19 protein-coding genes and 3 pseudogenes are annotated in these 18,870 nt (G+C 68.3%); 11 read left to right on the forward strand and 11 right to left on the reverse strand.

Annotated elements, in window-relative coordinates; genetic code table 11:
• Nucleotides 1–40: 40 nt before the first annotated feature.
• Both AB5L52_RS45495 and AB5L52_RS45500 read right to left on the reverse strand, forming a co-directional pair.
• Complete coding sequence (locus tag AB5L52_RS45495) at nt 41–1,108, reverse strand: hypothetical protein (RefSeq protein ID WP_369369126.1); 1,068 nt, start codon at nt 1,106–1,108, stop codon at nt 41–43.
• A 680-nt stretch (nt 1,109–1,788) separates the two neighbouring features.
• Nucleotides 1,789–1,932 carry a hypothetical protein gene (locus AB5L52_RS45500; protein ID WP_351576020.1) on the reverse strand — a complete coding sequence of 48 codons (144 nt, stop codon included), beginning with the start codon at nt 1,930–1,932 and terminating at the stop codon, nt 1,789–1,791.
• A gap of 1,024 nt (nt 1,933–2,956) precedes the next feature.
• On the opposite strand from AB5L52_RS45500, the gene AB5L52_RS45505 reads away from it, so the two are divergent.
• The 3 genes and pseudogenes from AB5L52_RS45505 (at nt 2,957) to AB5L52_RS45515 (ending at nt 4,177) form a co-directional block, all read left to right on the forward strand.
• Nucleotides 2,957–3,082 (forward strand): hypothetical protein, encoded by a 126-nt coding sequence (locus tag AB5L52_RS45505; RefSeq protein ID WP_351576023.1) that lies wholly within the window; start codon nt 2,957–2,959, stop codon nt 3,080–3,082.
• A 94-nt stretch (nt 3,083–3,176) separates the two neighbouring features.
• A pseudogene (locus AB5L52_RS45510) lies at nt 3,177–3,384 on the forward strand (transposase); the annotation flags it as partial.
• A 166-nt stretch (nt 3,385–3,550) separates the two neighbouring features.
• The gene (locus AB5L52_RS45515; RefSeq protein ID WP_369369127.1) at nt 3,551–4,177 is read left to right on the forward strand and encodes a hypothetical protein; all 627 of its coding nucleotides are present in this window, start codon (nt 3,551–3,553) and stop codon (nt 4,175–4,177) included.
• Here the strand turns inward: AB5L52_RS45515 and AB5L52_RS45520 are convergent.
• Entirely contained in the window at nt 4,154–5,098 is a 945-nt protein-coding gene (locus AB5L52_RS45520; RefSeq protein ID WP_369369128.1) for a hypothetical protein, read from the reverse strand. The two genes, AB5L52_RS45515 and AB5L52_RS45520, sit on opposite strands and share 24 nt — an antisense overlap.
• A gap of 232 nt (nt 5,099–5,330) precedes the next feature.
• Between AB5L52_RS45520 and AB5L52_RS45525 the strand changes: the two genes are divergently transcribed.
• Nucleotides 5,331–5,687 carry an alpha/beta hydrolase-fold protein gene (locus AB5L52_RS45525; RefSeq protein ID WP_351576108.1) on the forward strand — a complete coding sequence of 119 codons (357 nt, stop codon included), beginning with the start codon at nt 5,331–5,333 and terminating at the stop codon, nt 5,685–5,687.
• Between the two features lie 211 nt (nt 5,688–5,898).
• Here AB5L52_RS45525 and AB5L52_RS45530 read toward each other — a convergent pair whose 3' ends face one another.
• From AB5L52_RS45530 to AB5L52_RS45540, 3 genes are all read right to left on the reverse strand, one after another.
• Entirely contained in the window at nt 5,899–7,131 is a 1,233-nt protein-coding gene (locus tag AB5L52_RS45530) for a Mu transposase C-terminal domain-containing protein (RefSeq protein WP_369369129.1), read from the reverse strand.
• Between the two features lie 414 nt (nt 7,132–7,545).
• The gene (locus tag AB5L52_RS45535) at nt 7,546–7,860 is read right to left on the reverse strand and encodes a hypothetical protein (RefSeq protein ID WP_351576035.1); all 315 of its coding nucleotides are present in this window, start codon (nt 7,858–7,860) and stop codon (nt 7,546–7,548) included.
• A 256-nt stretch (nt 7,861–8,116) separates the two neighbouring features.
• Entirely contained in the window at nt 8,117–8,374 is a 258-nt protein-coding gene (locus AB5L52_RS45540; protein WP_351576038.1) for a helix-turn-helix domain-containing protein, read from the reverse strand.
• A gap of 547 nt (nt 8,375–8,921) precedes the next feature.
• On the opposite strand from AB5L52_RS45540, the gene AB5L52_RS45545 reads away from it, so the two are divergent.
• Together AB5L52_RS45545 and AB5L52_RS45550 are read left to right on the forward strand one after the other, a co-directional pair.
• Nucleotides 8,922–9,728 carry a G1 family glutamic endopeptidase gene (locus AB5L52_RS45545; protein ID WP_351576040.1) on the forward strand — a complete coding sequence of 269 codons (807 nt, stop codon included), beginning with the start codon at nt 8,922–8,924 and terminating at the stop codon, nt 9,726–9,728.
• A gap of 143 nt (nt 9,729–9,871) precedes the next feature.
• Nucleotides 9,872–10,015, forward strand: coding sequence for a hypothetical protein (locus tag AB5L52_RS45550; RefSeq protein WP_351576042.1), 144 nt, complete (start codon nt 9,872–9,874; stop codon nt 10,013–10,015).
• A gap of 1,117 nt (nt 10,016–11,132) precedes the next feature.
• Here the strand turns inward: AB5L52_RS45550 and AB5L52_RS45555 are convergent.
• From AB5L52_RS45555 to AB5L52_RS45575, 5 genes and pseudogenes are all read right to left on the reverse strand, one after another.
• A pseudogene (locus AB5L52_RS45555) lies at nt 11,133–11,517 on the reverse strand (ISL3 family transposase); the annotation flags it as partial.
• 215 nt (nt 11,518–11,732) lie between these two features.
• Nucleotides 11,733–12,761 (reverse strand): hypothetical protein, encoded by a 1,029-nt coding sequence (locus AB5L52_RS45560; RefSeq protein WP_351576052.1) that lies wholly within the window; start codon nt 12,759–12,761, stop codon nt 11,733–11,735.
• A gap of 10 nt (nt 12,762–12,771) precedes the next feature.
• Nucleotides 12,772–13,041 (reverse strand): hypothetical protein, encoded by a 270-nt coding sequence (locus AB5L52_RS45565; protein WP_369369130.1) that lies wholly within the window; start codon nt 13,039–13,041, stop codon nt 12,772–12,774.
• Between the two features lie 177 nt (nt 13,042–13,218).
• Nucleotides 13,219–13,833: a DUF3592 domain-containing protein gene (locus tag AB5L52_RS45570; RefSeq protein WP_351576058.1), complete on the reverse strand. Its 615-nt coding sequence runs from the start codon at nt 13,831–13,833 to the stop codon at nt 13,219–13,221.
• Between the two features lie 325 nt (nt 13,834–14,158).
• Nucleotides 14,159–14,668, reverse strand: a complete 510-nt coding sequence (locus tag AB5L52_RS45575) for a hypothetical protein (RefSeq protein WP_351576061.1) — start codon at nt 14,666–14,668, stop codon at nt 14,159–14,161.
• 652 nt (nt 14,669–15,320) lie between these two features.
• Here AB5L52_RS45575 and AB5L52_RS45580 point away from each other — a divergent pair.
• The 5 genes and pseudogenes from AB5L52_RS45580 to AB5L52_RS45600 all read left to right on the forward strand — a co-directional run.
• A pseudogene (locus AB5L52_RS45580) lies at nt 15,321–15,707 on the forward strand (group II intron reverse transcriptase/maturase); the annotation flags it as partial.
• Between the two features lie 46 nt (nt 15,708–15,753).
• Nucleotides 15,754–16,002, forward strand: coding sequence for a DUF5372 family protein (locus tag AB5L52_RS45585; RefSeq protein WP_369362228.1), 249 nt, complete (start codon nt 15,754–15,756; stop codon nt 16,000–16,002).
• A 130-nt stretch (nt 16,003–16,132) separates the two neighbouring features.
• Nucleotides 16,133–16,633 carry a recombinase family protein gene (locus tag AB5L52_RS45590; protein ID WP_369369131.1) on the forward strand — a complete coding sequence of 167 codons (501 nt, stop codon included), beginning with the start codon at nt 16,133–16,135 and terminating at the stop codon, nt 16,631–16,633.
• A 13-nt stretch (nt 16,634–16,646) separates the two neighbouring features.
• On the forward strand, nt 16,647–17,660 hold the full coding sequence (locus AB5L52_RS45595) for a recombinase family protein (protein ID WP_369369132.1): 1,014 nt from the start codon (nt 16,647–16,649) through the stop codon (nt 17,658–17,660).
• On the forward strand, nt 17,657–18,865 hold the full coding sequence (locus AB5L52_RS45600) for a hypothetical protein (protein ID WP_369369133.1): 1,209 nt from the start codon (nt 17,657–17,659) through the stop codon (nt 18,863–18,865). The genes AB5L52_RS45595 and AB5L52_RS45600 overlap by 4 nt, the downstream gene beginning before the upstream one ends.
• Nucleotides 18,866–18,870: the final 5 nt, after the last annotated feature.

The raw sequence follows: 18,870 nt of genomic DNA on the forward strand, positions 1-18,870 counted from the left end.
TCAGCCTTCGGCCGGATTCGTATGGAGGCCTTCTGCCGGTTCAGCCGTGCACGGCGGTACCGGCCGGGTAGATCGTCTTGGGGCGTCGGGAGCCGTGCCGGTGGTCGGTGAGCGCGGCGAGCAGCTCGGCGGGTTCGGGCTGCTTCTCCTCGCTCAGGTAGCGGATGTCGTTGCCCTCCGGCGGGGTCCCGGTCTCCTTTCCGATGGGGTGGCGCCGGCTGACGGCGGTGCGCCAGCCGTAGCGCTCGTCCCACACCAGGGCGGGTGCACCGGAGCCACTCAGCAACACGGCCGCGGCGAGAACATCGCCCTCCATGCGATGCACCACGACGTCCTGCTGCTCCGCCAGACCGGCGCCGACCAGGACGTCGGCGACGCGCTGCAGGTACGGCTGGACCTGCCGGGCGCGCAGCTCGGTGGCGGCGCTGGCAAGGGCGGTGCGCTGTACCGCGGTCGGGTAGCCGAGACGGGTGGCGACTGCCTCGGGGGTCAGGTGCGGTTCGGCCTGCAGCAGGTCGGCGATCCGCTCCCCGCGCAGCCGGGGCAGGGCTCGCGCGGCCGCGGCGTAGGACAGGCCGAGGCGCTCCTGGACGGTTGCGAGGGTCACCGCCGGGTCCTCGTCGAGCAGGTCGCCGACCCGGGCGAAGATCTCGTCGCGTGGCACCATGTCCCCGCTGCCCTTCGGTCGGCCCTTGGGCCCGGTGCCTGCGCCGGCGTCCTTGCCCGTGCGGAAGGCCTGCACGATGCCGCGCGGGCAGTGCTCAACACCCTTGACCGTGATCAGGTGGGGGGCAATCTGGGGGTGTGTCTTGTAGTTCTTGTCCCAGGTCTTGGGGCTGACGCCCAGCTCGGCGGAGGCTTCGTTGCGGTCGAGGAGGTCCTGCTCGTCGTCCTCCTGCTGCGGTTCGGGGACGGGTCGGCCGGCCAGGTGGGCAGCGGTCTGCTCGCTGTCCCACAGCTTCACCCGCGCCCCGTCGGAGCTGATCAGGGGCGGGAAGTCCTCGGCGGCATAGGGCTTCTTGTTGCGGAAGGTGCCGATCGTCACGCCCATGGCGGCGGCGAGCTCTTCGCTGTTCTGGGCGTACTTCTGGCGTCCGGCGCGGATCATCACTTGCTCCTCGTCGGTTGTGCAGGGCGCCGGCGGCGGCGTTGCGGGCGGGGGTTATGCCGTGAGGGTGGGCGTTCCGGCGGCGGTGGCAGGCCGCTGGGTTTCGAGAGTGCGAACGGCGACGCGGTATCGGTCCTGAGCAGTGCCGGTTCACGCGCCCTGAGCCGTCCTACAGGGCCTCGAACAGCAACAGCTCATCCAGGAATCGGCAGGCCGGGGCGTCGACGAGGCGAGCACCGAGGTCCTCCAGGACCCGATCGTGGCGCGCCTCGAGTGCAGTGCAGCATGACGGAACTCCTTGACGACGCTGATGACTTCGGTACCCGGTGTGCCTGCCACAACACACCCAACGAAAGAAAGTTACCGGACTTACATCATCGCGGGTAAGGAGGCGTTCCTCGAGCCTGTCGCACCGCTACACTCACAGGTCGACGCAACCCGTGCGGGTCACTTCCTGTCCTCAAGCGGTGTGTGTCTTCGGTTGGCCGGTGCCCTTGCCACCCGCCTCGGCGGATTGGGCGCCAGCCGCTTGCTTTGTCCGCGGCCAGCCGAGCGTCCCTGCAGCGTAGGTGCCCCGCCGACGGGGGACGACGGGGCAGGATCAGTCTCGCAGCCCAAGCCCCGCCCCGGGCGGTATTCGCCGCACCCGCGCTTCCCAATGGCTGAGTCCGTGCGCTCGTTCAGCCGTCCTGCTGCCGGCCGAGGATGGCGGCGAGCTGGGCACGCTGCTGCTCTTCATCGGCCATGACCTCGGCGAGGACTTCCCGGTCGATGCAGCCCTCGACGGCCTCCATCACCAGGCGCTTGAGTTCGGCCGGTTCCATATTCGACCTCCTACTGCATGGGGCGGTCGAGGTCGAAGCCGTAGCGGCGGGCGAAGCCGGGCCAGCGCGGATCGTCCCTCTTTCCTTCGGCCGGCGGCAGCTGGTACTCGCGAACCTGCCCGTCTGTCAGCAGGACTGGTGAAGAGGCAGTGTTCCAACGCCTGGCAAGCGGCGAGGTAGTCCGCCCAGCTGTCCTGCGCGAACCGGGCCCACTTGTGCGCGTGCCTGGGTGCTCGTTCTGCACCCTCCGCCGACGGCGTTCTCGAATCCCACCGGTCTGCCGCCCCGGTCCGGCCGTACCGGGGCTCATTGCCCGGGAGTCGGCCGCCGAGCAGCTGGCCCCCGCTCGGGGCGGGGACCAGCTGCACCAGACTGTCAGCCCGCAAGCGGTACATACGATTCGAGGCGGTCGAGACGGGCAAGGAGCAACTGGTACACGCCCCGCAACAGACACTCAGCGTCTTCGCCGCTGCCTCGCGCCAGGCGGCGGCCTGATCCGGCCCGGTTCCAGGCGAACTCTCCGATCCTTGCTGCCGCCGCCACTGGACCGCCGCCCCGGGGGAGCCGTGGACGGCGGCCCAAAACGGCGCGGCGGGCAGCGAGTTGGTGCGAACGCGTTCCTTCCGCGTCCCGGCCAAGGAGGGTTTGCCGGGGCCTCGCCCCGCGCACCTGCGCAGGGGAAGCGTCCCGCTGTCCCGGGCCGTCCGCGATCGCCAACACAGGGGGCGCTCGAAGCGTGTCCCGCAGCGTCCCGCTGAAGGGAACCTGTGACCGCCGGACCCCACGAAGCCCCGGGCCCGTCGTCCCAGGGCTTCTCCGTGGCAGGTGACCACCACCCGGCTCAACGACCCGGGCCCGGCCCAGTCACCCCTGCGCTGATTCGGGCCCCGGGGTCGCAGAGGCCGTCCTCAACGAGCAACTGGTACACGCCCCGCCGGGAGCCGCCCCGCTTCCGGGGCGGGCACAACCATTCGCGCCCGTCACCGGCCCCGCCTCCGCTCGCGGAGCACCGCCAGGCGCCACCATGAGCAGAGGTGCCCACCGCGCCCCCGCCAGGCGGGGCCTGGTCACCGATCCCGTGATCCTCGGCCTCGTCAGCCTCGTCATCGCCGAGTTCCTCGTGGTGACACTGGTCCTCGCAGCCAACTGAAACGCGGAGGTTAGCTGGTCGGTCCAGTGGGCATCAAGTTGGATCACGTTGATCGTGGTCGCGGAAAAGGCGTGCTGGAGGCGGCCTTTCGGCAGGAGGCAACCGCAACGACGTCACCCAGCTCATGCCGCTCATCCAGGCCGTCCCGCCGGTGCGCGGCCGACGCGGACGGCCCCGCCGACGGCCCGACAGTCTCTACGCCGACCGCGGCTACGGCCACGGCAAGCACCGCAAACAGGTCCGGGCCGTCGGGATCACCCGTTATCGCCTGCCGCGGCACCGAACACGGCTCAGGACTCGGTGTCCACCACCTGAAGGGCTTTCACTCCATGAGGTGAAAGCCCTTCAGTGTTGTCCGGGTGTCCTTTCGGGTGGTCGTGTCGTGTTACGGGGCGGACCGCCAGGGTTCCCGGTGATCCGCTGTGTCAGGTTGAGAGCCCGAGCCCCTGAAGCGGAGGTGTCGACGCCATGGCGTCTGTGTTGGACCGCGGCATGACCGCGGTCCTGGTACTGGCCGCGTTGGTGGTGACGGCGAGCTGCCAGGGCGGGGGCGCGCCCACGAACCACACGACGACGCAGCCGACGTCAGCAGCGTCGACCACCACGAACGAAACGACGACGCCCTCTCCGGGCGGAAACCACCAGCACGGCACCATCGACGTCTTCCCGGGCCGCGGCTCGGAGCACGAAAGCGCACCGGCGATCAGCCTGTCGGCCTCGCAGGTGGGCGAGCCGGTCACGGCAACGCTGACCGTCCACAACGGGACGGGAGTGCCCCAGCCCCTTCAGAACTTCGCTGCTCCCGGCACCGAGGACACCGGGACGACCACGATCACCGACGACCCCTGTTCCGGGACGACGCTGCGGCCCGGTGACAACTGTGACGTGGTGGTCGAACACACCGCCTCGCAGCCGGGGCCTTACACCGCAAACCTGGTCATGACGACCCCGGAGGGCACCGTCACGATCCCTGTCACCGGGGAAGCGGTCGAGCCCACCACCATCAGCTCGGGCACCGCGACGCCCACGCCCAGCGCCAACGAGACCACGACACCCGCACCCATCACCACATCACCCAGCGCTGGCTTCACGTGAGGAGGAGATCTCCATCCAGAGACTGTCGTTGTCGGGCAGCGCCACCACGTCGCGGTCTGTCCAGTGCGAGGCGTTGGAGACCAGGTAGAACCTGGCCGGCGCTTTAGCGAGGATACGGAAGTTGAGGTACTCGTAGCGGTACGGCCCGCTCCCGCTTCCATGGTCGATCAGGGTGATGTGCGGGGCACTGGTCATCAGGGGCACCCGTGAATGGACCGCCACGTAGGGCATGCCCTTGTAACCCTGCTTCGCCAGGGAAATGGCGTTGCCCCGGCCGAGTGCTGCCACATACCGCACCATGTCAAACAACAGGCAGAGCGTCAGCAGCCCGAGGAGCAGGGCGCCGCCCGCCAGCCACAGTCGGTCGCCGGTGCGTGCCGGCCGGCTCTGTGCCTCTGAGGTCTGTCCCACACGCAGCAGGACCGCGAAGAAGGCCAGTGTGGCGCCCAGGGCCATCACCAGGGCCGGTGCTAGCTCGCGCAGGAGTTGGCCGTGCGGGAGCGGGACCAACAGCTTGTTCTCGAAGAAGATCGGGACGCCCACCACCATCATGACCAGACCGGCGGCGAGCAGTCCACGGATCACCGCACGGCGCCAGGCCACATGCGCGGGCATGGCCAGCCAATGGCCCACCCAGCCGAGCAGCAGCAGCACGGTCAGGCCACCGACCAGCAACAACCACAGCGGCAGAAAGAGCGCGCTCGGGCTGTTGGCCAGGGTGCCCTGGAAGGAGAAACCCAGGTCCTCGGGGAGCACGCCCAGAGTCGTGTAGTACGCCTTGGTGTAGACGCTGCCGAAGTAGTAGAGCAGCCCCACGACGATGGTTCCCGGTGCGGCGATGTAGGCCGCCTTTTCCAGGTACCCCGACTTAGGAAGGCGTGACGGCGGCGGCACTTCTGACGGCAGCTGAGGCTCGGGCACGGCCCCAGTCTGTCGACCGCTCTGCCCACCCGCACCCGGGACCGCGCCGCCCGGCTGATCCACAGCCCTCAGCGGCCCAGCGCGCAGGGCGCCGTCCGTCCCTTGCCGGTACCCTGCGCACTGGGGGCCCGCATGCCGGATCGTGTGGGCCGTGGCAGCTGTCCACCTTCGCCACCGTCCGGCTGCGGACCAAAGGCACCCGCGGCGCCACGACGGCGAGTGCGTGGACGCGGTGAGCGGCCGACGCAACGAAACCTATCTGGCGGTGGACGTACCAGCGCAGCTGGTGGCCCACTACCAGGTCTCCAACGCGCCCCGGAGCTGGGCGGCCATGGGGTACTCCACCGGCGGGTTCTGTGCCGCCAACGTCGCCTTCCACCACCCGGCACGGTACGCTGCCGCCGCTGCTCTGTCCGGATCTTCAGCCCAGTCACCGACGCCTCCACCGGGGACCTGTACCGGGGCAGGCGCGGCGTGCGGCAGTGGAACAACCCGCAGTGGCAGGCCGCACACCGGCACATCGACGTGTCCCTGTACGTCGTGGCGGGACGGGCCGACCCCGAGGCACAGCGTGCCATCTGGCATCTGAAGGCCGCTGCCCGGGGCCGCGTTCCCATCACCACAGGTGAGTCCCCGGCGGGCGGACACAACTTCACCGTGTGGTCCAAGACATGCCCAGCCGCGTTCGACTGGCTCGCCGGCCACCTCCCGGTGTCCGTGCCCTTGCCCGCACCCCAACCCCAGGACTTGGGGCGGATGAGCCACGGGCAGGACTTCACCTCCCCCTCCGGACCATGGCTTCAGGCGCGCGCCGTCCTCGGGATGAGCGGCGCGCCCGCCCACAGCTCGTTCTTGCTGTCAGTCCCACCGCGGGCCGGGGGCCCGGCGGGCGGGATGAGGCCCGGCATCGCCAGATCCGACAGGGCGGTGCCGGCGGCCTGGGCGAGCTCGGCCTCGGCCTGCGCGGTGGTCAGCGCGCCAAGCCACCGGGGCGCCTCCGGCTGGTTCACAGCGGCGTAGCGCTCGCGCTGGGAAGCCTCCAGGTCCTTCTTCAGACGGCGGGCGCGAGCGGCCCGCGCCCTTCGAACGGCGCTGATCTGTTCGTCGGTGGCCTGGTCGGCAAGGTCCGCAGAGCCCAGGTAGCGGCCGGTGGCCGCGTGATAGACCTCGATCCGGTGATCGTGGTGGGGCATGAAACGGAGTCGGACCTGAATACCTGCCTGGCCGGTCATCCACGGCCCCACATAGTCGCGTCGCCTGAAGCGGATGCCGCGAGTGGTCAGCGTGCGGGTGCCAGCGTCTTCCAGGGTGAAGGTCCACAGATCCGCGGCCGGCACGTCCCGCAGCGGGGTGGGATCGTCCTGCCACGCCTCAAGCGGAGTCTTGCCCCGCAAGGGCGCGGGGCGATGCTCGGTGTTCCACCACGAAGTCCAGGCCAGCAGGCGGGTGGTGAAGTCCTCGAAGCCGAGCAGCCCTTCGTCCTTCGGGCGGGAAGCCCGTTTGCCGGGGCACGGCTGGCGGGCATAGCCGGGCGTCGAAGCCAGGAACATGCTCTCCACCGCCCGGTTCAACCCCTCCACGGTGCCCTTGAGGTGAGGGGCGTAGGCGGGCAGGTCCTCCACCGTCACGTCCAGCAGATCGAACGCCGCGGTCACCGTCCGGGACAAGAAGTCCTTGCCGCGGTAGACACGCACCTTCTCCGGCAGGCCGCCGAACGGACCGTAGGGCTCCTCATGCAGGACCGCGGAGCGCAAAGCGGCCAGCACCGATTCCCGCGACGGATCCCCCGGCGTGACTGCCGCGCCCGTGATCGCGTTCGTCGCGCAGTCGATGAACCACGTGATCCACGGCCTGCGGGCCCTGCCGTCGACGTCGACCAGCAGCGGGGACTGGACGTGGTCGGTCTCCCACACCTGGTTACGCCAGCCCCGCGGCCGGGCCAGGAACGCATCATGCTTGCGCGCCGCCCGCTCACCACTCGCAAGCCCGGCCCGCTCCCCCGGCATCAGATCCCGCTGGATCGCCCGGTGCAAGGTGGGCAGCGACGGCGGCGGAGCCGCAGGCGGGGACTGCCGGGCCGCGCGGGCAGTCAGCTCGCGGTGGACCGCGGCCACGTTGCCCTTCCACAACGCCAGCAGACGGCGCACCTCCGGAGTAACCGTGAAGCGGTCTTTGCTCTGGGCCCGCGCCCCAGGCTCCGCGGCCGCAGACACGCTCGGCAGCGGCCAGCCACCGCCACACCGTGCGCTCGGTCACTTCCAACGACTCGGCTATCAGCCGTACATGACGAGTGGTCAATCTCCCTTCCTGCCGCAGGGCGAGCAGACGGCGCACGGCAGGGCCGCGCAGCGCCGACAGGGAGGAAGAAGGCAGGCCTCCCCGCGCGTCCGCACCGTCCTCGTGCACGCCGGAGCGGGAAGCGCCCTCTCCCGGCCCGGCCGCGCCGGTCACTGCGGCCCCATGAGCCGTGCGCAGGCCCGCTCCAGCATCCGGCGGTCCACCACCGCACGGCTCTTGCCGTAGGTCTCGGCGGTCAGGTGCGAGGTGAGCTTCGCCCAGGTCCGGAAATTGCCGTGGCCCACGTGCTCGTCCACCCACGCGACATCGACCTCGCTCACGTCCTCCCACAGCAGGTGGAAGGCTGTCATCGCCGCTGCCACCTCGCCCGGGCGAAGACGCGGCACCAACTCCCAGGTCAGCACCCGAGAGGCCAGCGCGGGCACCCGGCGCCGCGCCCGTTCGCTGCCTGCCCCCGCGAGCACGAGTGCCGTGTCCGGGTGGTCCCACAGCCCGCGCAGAAACTCCAGCGCCGGCCCCGAAGGCGCTGTGCCTCGTCCAGTACCAGCACGCGGGGCTGTCTCAACGCGTTCACCAGCATCAGGTCGGCCTCTCCCGCCCCGCGCGGCAGACGCCTGCCCAACTCGAGGGCGTCCGCGAGCACCCGGCGCAGTTCGGGAACCGTCGGGTGCACACCGACGTGGACCCAGCGGACCCGCAGCGGCCAGCCGGCGCCTCAGCTCAGCGACATTCCCTCCCACCTCGCCAAGCAGCGCCCACACCTCGTCCGACACCGCGTACCCCGGCCTCCATCCGCCCGGTCGACTTCGCCTGCTCCAGCCAGCGCCACACCGTGCGCTCCGAAACACCCACCGTCTCAGCAACCGCACGCACATGCCGGGTCGACAACTCCCCCGCCTGCTGCCGCTCCAGCAAACGACGCACCACCAACGCCCTGGGCAGCACAGCCCCACGGCCGACTCCTACCGCTCGATCCACCCCGCGATCACACCGGCCGAGCCCACCTCAGCGCATAAGAAATCTTGAACCTGAGACAGCATCAGCTGCCATGCGATAAAGCCCCACGACAGTGGTCCCGCCCATCAATCTCTCACCTCATGACAGCGACCCACCCACCCACAAACAGCCACTGACCAGCCCCACAACACCTCACCCCAGAACACCACCACCGACTCTCACCACCACCGACACGAAGCCGAGAGATCGCAGATGCCGAGTTCGGGCAGGAGATGTTGATCAAGCGAGTCCAGGATGTTGTTGAGTTCCGGGAACGCCTCGTCGGTGTGTCGGTCAGTCGAAACGGATCCTAGATCCCCAGCTCAACGCTTCGCTCATCCAGTGATCGACAGCGGATTTGTCAAATAGGGCTAAACGCAGGTCAACGTCTTGCCGTGGCCATGACCCGTTGAGCACGCTTGCGTGCACCGTCTGAGGAGAGCGGGCCCGCTCGTGGCGGCGTCACCCGGTGCCGGGCGGCCCTGTGCCGTCGGACCGGCAACCCCACGATCAAGGGAGTCCCCCTACCATGCCCCAACGAGCTTCCGCCTGCCTGCTCACTGTCGCCACGACCATAGCCGTCACGGCCCTCACAGCCCCCGCCGCCCGGGCCGCCGCCCCCACCACCCACAGCGTGCTGGAGGCCCGGATCAACGGCACCGCCGCGAGCCGGCAGACCCACGACTTGCAAGGGCTCAGCGACGCCACGAAGACCAACGCCACCTCGGGTAACTGGTCCGGTTATGTAGCCTCCGGCTCCTCCGGCACCTACAAGTCCGTGGCCTCTTCATGGATTCAGCCCGCGGTCAAGTGCGACTCCCACGACTCCTACTCGTCCTACTGGGTCGGCCTGGACGGATACCGGAACAAAGCACTGGAACAAACCGGAACCGAAGCCGACTGCATCGGTGGAAAGGCGCACTACGGCGCCTGGTGGGAGGTAATTCCTGCCGCCGAGAGCCCGTACTCGGTCACCGTCGCCCCCGGCGACCACCTCACCGCCTCCGTCAAGGACAACGGCGACGGCACCTTCACCATGATGCTCTCGGACAGCACCCAGGGCTGGACGAGGGCCACCACCCACGCCGGGTCCGCCGGCTACCAGGACAGCTCCGCCGAGGTCATCGCAGAAGCCACCACCGCGAACGGCAGCATAGCCAGCCTGCCCGACTTCGGCTCGGTGGACTTCTCCGACTCCCAGGCCAACGGCACCACGTTCGGCAGCCTGTCGCCGACCCCACTCACCATGCAGAACCACGACAGCGGTGATGTGATGGCGAAGCCAGGCGCCATCTCCGGCGGGGACTTCGCCGTCACCTGGGAGAGCCCCAACTGACATCGGCTCCTATCCGCTCATCGGCCGCTGGTTCACCCTTACCCACTCGTCGCAACAGGGAGCGAACCAGCGGCCGCTCATGGTGAGTTGCTGGAACCTAGCGGCCGCGTCGGGCCCTAGGCTGCTTGGGCACGGTGGACGGCATGGGAAGCGTTGACGAACGGCAAGAGGCCCTGGCGCTGGCCGCGCAGGCCCGCGACGCGGCACGGGCGGCAGACCGCACGCCCTGGCAGCGGGCCCTACGTGCGATCAGCGGCGGCAGATGGAGCCGACAGCCCACCGGCTAGACCGTGATCACGCTGGATGCACCCTGGCAGGACACTCCCCCTTCGGAACGGCCCGGCTGGAGGGAGCGCGCCGAACGACTCGGGGTCCCTCGAGGACCAGGCGGACATCAAAAGACTGAAGCCCTGGCTTAACTGCCGTACGCAGGATGATCGGGCCCGTAGCCGGACGTCTTCTCAGTGAACCAGGACGGGACCTGCCCCTTGGGCTCGGCACCCTCGCTCCGCAACGATGCCCCGAACCGGCTCGCCGCCTTGTGGGTGACGGGGCCGGCAAGGGGCGCCGGCCACAGCTGGAACAGATAGGTCTCCACCGGGTCACCCTCGTCGCGTACGTCACCGTCGTCGCGGTGGCGGCCGTGGACCAGGAGACGGTAGGTGCCGGGGCCGGGCAGAGCCAGCTGAGGAGCGTCCTCGGGGTTTTCTTCGCCAGGGCCGATGCAGATGCGAGTGGTGGTCCAGGTGATGGAGAGTGCGGTCCTCCCTGCCCTGGCCGACCGTACACGACACCGAATCGACGCGGCGCGTCGACAGCGTGGTGAGGTGCGCGACAGCGCTGTGACGCGGCTCCGGTGTGGGGGCTGCTTGCGCATCCGCAGCGAACATGACACCGACCGCCACAAAAGCGGTCAGGAGAGCCGCCCCCCGTTTGAGCATTCTCACGAGCTGATCCTTTCGCTGTTTTTGGCGGGACCATGCTTCGCATGCGCTTGACGGGGCGTCAACGCCCTATACATGTCCAGTAGTTCTTTTCGGACGCCGGTGACACCTGGGGAGGGGCGCCTGTGCGGTGGCTAGGCGCTGGCTGTGAGGTACCGGGCACCGGGGCAGGACAGGGCTTCCTGTCCGAAATTCTCTTTCCGCGTAACGGAAGCCCCGCAGCTTCGGACGCAGAGAGTGTGGAGAGTTCGGGAAAAGAGTGAAGCCCCGCCGGTGCAAGGAACGTACTGACTGAAGGTGCTGGCCAGAGTGGCCTCGTCAGCAAGGTGGGCAGCGTCTATCCCGGCGGCGAAGTAGCAGAACTAGGACCGGCTGCCGCGTCCCGCTGCGCGTGAGCGCGCGAAGCGCGCGGCCCGGGGGGACGCGCAGCGAGCCCCGGGCACGCGGCAGGGCGGAACGGCAAGCGCAGCGCGGTGCTGCGGGAAACGGGCACGGCCAGCAGGCCGGCCAGGTGTGCGGCCGCCCGGCCGCATAACTCCCGCGCCACCTGGGATATCTGCCCGACAAGACGCACCGTGCGGCGCTGACGGCGCTCCAGCAGTCCGGGAACCTGCTCGCGGAAGGTCTGCCGCCGGCAGCCCAGGGCCAAGCCAGCCGCCGTACGCGCAGATGGACGACGACCTGGCGGCCGTCGACCGGCACGTCCCTCACCGTCCGGCGGTGATTGTCGGTGTCCCGCACACCGGACACCGCACCGCCGCCTCCCGGGTCCGAGCCGTGACCGCCACCGCGTCACCGCCGTCCGCCACGTCCTCGACGACCAATGCCGGCAGCCCCGAAAACACCGTCCCCACAAGGGAGTTGATATCCACAAGATCGTGATCAAGGACAGCTACTCGGCGTCACCACCGACTACAGGCGAGAGCCGAACGATTTACAGTCCCTGATGGGCCGACCTGCGCAATTCCCGTAGATCATGTGCTGATCACATCGCGAGGTTGTGCCCCCTGGGAGCGCTCGGTCACTCACACGCGTCTGAGTAGCCGGACTCGTGCACGTGTCATGCCGGGGGCTTCTGCAGCCAGTCCGCTTCGGTGGTCCAGAACATGTGGCGCGCACCGAGGTAGTCGCGGGCGAAGTCCGTGAACCGTTCGCGGGTGTACGGCTTACCGGTCTTGGGATCCTTGGCGTTGATGTCGGGCTCCTGGACGGCCATCGCGACGAGGGGAAGGGCATCCTTGTATTCGTGGAGGAACTTGTAGGAGTTCTCCATCTGGTACTTCCGGTCCGGCAGGGTGTCCGGTCCTCCGATGCCGATCTTCTTATCCCTGGCGAGGTCGAACATCTCCTTCATGCGCTTGTGGTCGTCGTCATCCGGCAGGAAGTTGATGTACTGGATGAACTGCGTCCTTGTGAAGACCTTCCTGCCGTAGCGCATGTTGTCGATCTCGGCATCGATGTAGGACTTCGAGGTGTACTTGGTCTGATCCTTCTTGGTGTCCACCTCGACCGCGGTCTCCGGAAGGTTCACCCCGGCGAGCTTGCCGTCGAACTTCTCCGCCATCGCCTTCAGCATGGCCTGGAAGTCTGCTCGCACCTCTTTGTTCCACTGCGCGACCATGGCCCCATGGGTCGTGGGGTTGTCAGGGTTCTCATCGACCGTCGGCGCGACCCCGCCCTCGTCCTTCACATATTGGGGAACGTTGGCGTCCTTCATGGCTACATCGAAGAACCGATCCTGAACCTGGACGAACAGCTTCTTATGGCGTTCCTGGAGATACTTCAGGGCATTGTCCAGCCGCGACCACTTGTACTCCCCCTTCTTCCCCTCAAGGGCCTTCCAGGGCGCCACCACCTGTACGCCACCGATGTCCGTACGGTCAATCATGGCCTTGACCTTCGGGTCCTCGCCAGACGTGGCATCCTCGAATGCACCGAGCGACATGTACAGATTGTCCGTCACCTTGCCGTGGGACACCGAGGCGGCGGCCTTGTCGGGGGCGGGAGCCGCGGCGGCCACCCCAACGGTAGCCGTCAACGCCACGGCCGTGAGGACAACAGATCCGACTGCACCACGTTGCATCATCATGAACGAGACGCTAGGGAAACGCTCTAAGTGAAATATAAGAGCGTCCGTCGTCACTCCCGGTGTCGGCACTCCCCGCCACCGATTCCTCCCGGCACTGCACATAGGCGTGTGCCGCTGCAGTGTCGGCGTCGGCGTACGCGATGACGACGGCGCGCCGTTCGTCCATGGCGCGGCCGAGGTCGGTGAGGGTGTTGGCGAACGGCTGGCGGGTGGTGTTCTTCATCGACTTCAGCACGGAGTCCCCTGGGGTGTGCCTGTCTTCGGTGGTGGGCTCCGCCACGAAACCCAGAGGAGAAATATACCGAACTATCATCACCGGTGGGAGGGGAACGCGCCTGCTCTTCACACGAATTGGCAGGTCAGCGGATCGCCCGCCACCGTGCCGGGTTTGACAGCACGCCGAGCGGCGCACCCCGCATCTCGTTCGGGGACACTGCTGCGCGGGGCAGTACGGTCCTCAGGGGGCCGGTTCTGCCATCCGCTGACCACCGGCTGCTTCAGGTCGCTTCTCCGACTTTTGCAGGGTGCGGCGCCGTATCGTGACCAGGGTCGCTCCGGCCAGCAGAAGGACACTCAGCACCAGTGTCACGAGCATCGGGAATGTCACGGTCGGCGGATGCTTCACCCAGTCCGTCGTCAGCACGCGGGTCGGATCGTGTGGATCGTAGGTCACGGACACAGGGCTTCCGGGAACGAGACCGTCAGGACGCCTGCCTCCCCAGTCGCTGAGCACCGTGTTGACCTCTCCCTTGGGGGCGTCGAACCGGATCTTGATATTGCCCGGGCTGCCGAACTTGTCCCGCGGAGATGACGTGACCGTCGCCCGCGTGGCGACTCCACGCGAACGCAGGTCACTGACAAGTGACTGAGAGGGAAGCAAGAAGACGAAGAAGCCGCCGAACATCACAAGGAACAAGACGAACATCGTCGCGATCAATCGCCGCTGCGGCAGCTTGGGCTGCCGCAAGCTGGAGCGCAGTCTGCGCGACTCCGCTTCCCACGCCTGCCGTTCGGCTGACTTCGCCGGCTGTTTCCACTCGCCTTGCGGACGCTTCTTCTTCTTTTTTCCCATGGTGTCCGATTCCTCTGAGTCATAGCCCGAGCCAGCCGCCCACCGTCTCGGCCGTATCGCCTCTTCCCTCGCCGACGTCCCTGACCGTGTTCGTGACAGCGAGAATGGCCTGCTTGCAGGTGTTCCGTGTCGAGGACACAGCAGGCAGCGTAGCCAAGCCCCTGCACTCACCACGAAACCCGCCCCCCAGCGCCATCACACCACGACAGGCCCTCGGAACGGGTCGAGCAATCCTCCGCCATCTGCATGCACTGAGGCGTTGCAGGACTGAGCCGTGTCATCGGCCAGGCTGCACTGCCGGCCGGCCACACCGCGTTCAGGGATGTCAGACCTTCGGGTCGGAGGACGTGAAAACACAGCCCGAGTCGATACTGATGAACATGAACGACTTGTCCTGTACGCCCACCCCGACCCACCAATGGGACTTGGGCAGCGCGCCCCCGACCCTGGCCATTCTCGGGTCCGGGATGTCGAGCCTGTATCCGGCCTTGGCGAAGTACGCCTTAGCCGCGTCCATCACGGGCTGAGAGGCATCCTTGCGAACATTGACCTTCAGAACGTAGGCGTAAGAGAACCTGTGCACACCAGGTGTCTCAGTCGAGCACTTCGACCAACGGCTGCTGTCAACCGACGCGGTGGCCGATCCGATGGTCGGGCGAACCGCTTCAAGCGTCTCCTGCGCAAGCGACTGCGCCCTCTCCACCACCGACTTGGGATCGGTACCGCCGAATCCTGGCCCTCCGCAGCCCGCTGTCGCCGCCAGCGCTGCCACGGCAGCGGCCGCAACGACGGCAATCCTCCGGTGCGGTCCGGGACGGCGATCTTTCTGTGTCATGCACAGCATCGTGCCGACAAGCCCCGAAGCCCGCATGAGTAGACCTACTCGTACGCCATGAGGCGTTGTTCGATTGTGTGGAGGTGAAAGACCTGCACCCCGGCCCTGTCGCAGCAGGGTCGTGAAGCTGAGGACAGCCTGACCCGGGAGGTGCCGGGGAGGGTGGGAGTAGTCCTGACAAAGCCGGGACGTGCCAGTACTGCCAGATAGTGCGGGTCCGGCGAGCGAGATGGAGAGGTGTACGAGAGGAACCGGCGTTTTAAGTCCCTCAACGGCTCACCGGCTCGAACCTGGTGGATATGGGCCGGAGGCGATGCGCACCCAAACCCCCCTTGAGTTGCGGGGTACTTGGGGAACTCCTTGGGCGGGTCTGAGTAGGCCTGCCGGGAGGCCGTACTGAAGGTCTGCGGCGTAGGTACGGCGATATCGCAGGGACATAGTCGGGCGCCTACTCCGTCGAACGATCGGCAATGAACATGGGAACCGCCTGGTGACAGCTCCAGGTCCCGCGTGGCCAGCGCGGAGGCCGGGATGGGTCCACCGTCGGCCGACAGCGCCGGGCGGGGCGGAGCCGCCGTAGTACTCCGAGCCGGGGAGAGCCCGCGCACATGGGGAAGGGCGGCAGCGGAATCGAGAAGGGAAGGAGGCTGCAATGCCGAAAGACGCACCGCTGAACAGCGGTGCTCCGGAGGCCCCGATGGGGTCTCACCAGCGGGTATCGGGGATGCAGGCCAAACTTCACTGTTGGGCGGCGGCCGATCCCGGCCGCAGGTTCGACGATCTGTACAACCTCGTGCACGACCCGGCGACGCTGCTCGTGGCGTTCGAACGGGTCGCGGGGAACAAAGGCGCCAAAACCCCCGGAGTTGACGGCCTGACGGCCGTCAACGTGGAAGAGGAGATTGGCACTTACGGGTTCCTTGAGGACCTTCGCCGCGTACTGAAAACGGGTGAATTTCGCCCGCTGCCGGTGCGTGAGCGGAAGATCCCCAAGCCGGGCGGCTCGGGCAAGGTCAGAAGCCTAGGCATTCCGACGGTCACGGCATAGTGCCCGATCGTCCAGGCCGTCTTTGGGTTTTGTGACGGTGACGCATCCGTTCCACGCGATGGCGGGTGAGCGTCTGGAGATTCTTTACGCCAAGCGCCGGGGTGGTGCGCTGGTGTTCGTGTGTGCGTACGGGGTGGCCCGGACCGTGACGCTGCCGCAGGCGTGGACGGATCGTGGGGAGGTGCCGTTGGACCACCGGCTCTCGGTTGAACAGCTGTGTGCTGCACGGGAGCTGGCGGATGCGCTCCTCCGCCGGGGTGAGCGAGTGGTGGGCGGGGCATCGTGAAGGCGGCGGGGATGGGCCGGTCGCGGGCCTCGGTGAGGCCAGGGGCGAGGGCTGATGCCGCAGGTGGGTGCGTTGTGCGAGCAGGTGATGGTGCTGGCCAACATGGCCGAGTCGGCGCTGGGTGGCGGCCGTGAACGGGCTGTCGAAGATCACGGCGTCGCACCGGTCGAGGACGGCGGCGGTCTACCTTCGGCAGTCGACGTATGTGCAGGTCCGCGACAACACCGAGTCCACGCTGCGTCAGTACGACCTGGTGGAGAGGGCCGTGGAGCTGGGGTGGGCCCGTGAGGACGTGCTCGTCATCGACGCGGACCTGGGCCGCTCGGCGAAGTTCGGGACGGAACGCCTGGGGTTTCGGGACCTGGTCGCGCAGGTCTGCCTGGGCGAGGTGGGGGCGGTCTTCGGGCTGGAGGTGAGTCGGCTGGCCCGGTCCTCGGCGGACTTCGCCCGCCTGCTGGAGCTGGCCCGCCTCACCAACGCGCTGCTGGTCGACGCCGACGGCGTCTACGATCTCGCGGACATCAACGACCGCCTCCTGCTCGGGCTGAAGGGCAGCATGTCAGAGGCGGAGCTGCACATCCTCGCCGGCCGGCTGCACGGAGCGAAGCGGGCCGCGGCCGAGCGGGGCTGAGCTGCGGTTCCCGTTGCCGGTCGGCTATGTCTACGACGACGAGGGCATGTGTGTGCTCGACCCGGACCAGGAGGTGCAGGCCGCGATCGCGGACGTGTTCGCCGTGTTCCAGGAGCAGGGCTCGGCGTTCAAGGTGGTCGGCGAGTTCGTCGGGCGGCGTTTTCCGTTGCGCGCCTACGGTGGCATCTGGGCCGGTCAGCTGCGCTGGGGCAAGCTCACGCACTCTCGGGTGCTGGGGGTGCTGCGCAATCCGAGCTATGCGGGCACCTATGTTTATGGCCGGTACGTCACCCGGCGCACCGTCCGCCCGGACGGCAGCGTGAACACCGGGATCGTGCTGCGGCCCCGTGAGGAGTGGCCGATCGTGCTGCACGATCACCACGAGGGCTACATCGGCTGGGCCGACTACCTGGCCATCGAGGCGAAGCTCAAGGCGAACTGCACGCACGACGGGGCCCGCCCGCCGCGCGAGGGGCTGGCCTTGTGTCAGGGGATCATGTTCTGCGGCTCGTGCGGACGGCCCATGACCACGCGCTATTACGAGCATCAGCAGGCGGCTTATGGATGTTCGTCGTCCCGCGCCGACCACGAGGCCACCGCGACCTGCCGTTCGATCCGGGCCGACGCGGTCGACGAGCCGGTGGCCCGGCTGCTGCTGAGTGCCCTGTCCCCGGGGCAGATCGAGCGGGCCCTGGCCGCCGCCGACGAGGTCACCGTCCGCCACGGCCGCTCTCATCGGGCAGCCGAACTGGCGGTGGAGCGGGCCCGGTTCGATGCCCAGCGCGCCGAGCGCGCCTTCAACGCGGTCGAGCCGGAGAACCGGCTGGTCGCCCGCACACTGGAGTCCCGTTGGGAGGCCCGGCTGGCCGCTCTAACCGAGGCAGAGGCCGCGCTTGCCCAGGTCCGCGAGGCCCGGCCGGCACTGCCGGACCGCGACGGGCTGCGGGCGCTCGCTGCTGATCTGCCCGGGCTGTGGTGGGCTGCCACGACCAAGGACGGGACCGCAAGCGGCTGCTGCGGACCATGATCTCGGACATCACGCTGCTGCCTGAGACGGACCGCACCCGGGCCCGGATCGGGGTGCGCTGGCACACCGGCGCCACCGACATCCTCGACATCCGCCGCCCACACACGTCCGCCCAGAACCGCAAGACCCCAGCTGCGGCACGGGAGTTGATCGCCCGGCTCAGCCCCAGCCACAGCAACACCGAGATCACCGCCGAGCTCGCCCGGGCCGGGCTGACCACCGGCACCGGCCAGCCCTACACCGTCACGGCCGTCAAGTGGATCCGCTACACCTACAAGATCCCCTCCTCGTCGCCGTTCGGCGACGGGGAGATCGGCGTCGACGAGGCCGCGAAAATCCTCGGGATCACCGCGAATGCCGTCTACTACTGGCTCACCCATGACCGCCTGACGGGCCGCAAAGATGCCTCCGGACGATGGTGCATCCCATGGAACCAGCAGGTCGAGGCCGACTGCCGCCGCCAGATCGATGCCTCCGGCCACCTCGTCCCACGAGAGAGCCTCCCGCACGGGATGCAACCCGATGAACTCACCATCCAACGGACTGCCGACCGCCTGGGCGTGAACTGCCATGTCCTCTACTACTGGATCCGCATCGGCCGGCTCACCGCGCGCAAGGGTCCGGACGGCCGCTGGTGCATCCCCTGGGACGCACACGTCGAGACCTGCTGCCGAATCTGGCTCGCACACCCGGAACAGTTCGCTGCCCGCGGGGTCGGCAGCCGTCCGCTGCCGGCCAGCGACACGGCCGACGCCGAGTTAAGCATCCAGCAGGTGGCAGCCCGCCTGGGAGTACTCCCCGCTGCGATCGCCTACCAGGTCAAGGCCGGACGACTTGCGGCCAGGCACCGCGGCAACGGACGCGTCGCGATCCCCTGGAACACCACAGTCGAAGCCGATCTCCGCACACAGCTGACCCGGCTCAAACATCCCGGCCCTACCGGTCCCGGCAGTCACCCGCTGCCCGCCGACGTCGCCGCCCGCGGCGAGATCAGCGTCCAGGACGCCGCCGCGCGGCTCGGCATCCGGCCCGGCACCATCTATCACTGGATCTACTGCGGCGACCTCACCGCCCATCGAACCGCCAACGGCCGGGTCGGCATCCCCTGGACCGCCGGCGTCGAGGCGGCCTGCCGCCAACGCGCCCTGAAATGCACGAAATTCACCCCCCAATCCCGAACGAGTACAGCAGGAGGGGCAGTATGAAGCCA

The organism is Streptomyces sp. CG4, assembly GCF_041080655.1.
GTDB lineage: Bacteria > Actinomycetota > Actinomycetes > Streptomycetales > Streptomycetaceae > Streptomyces.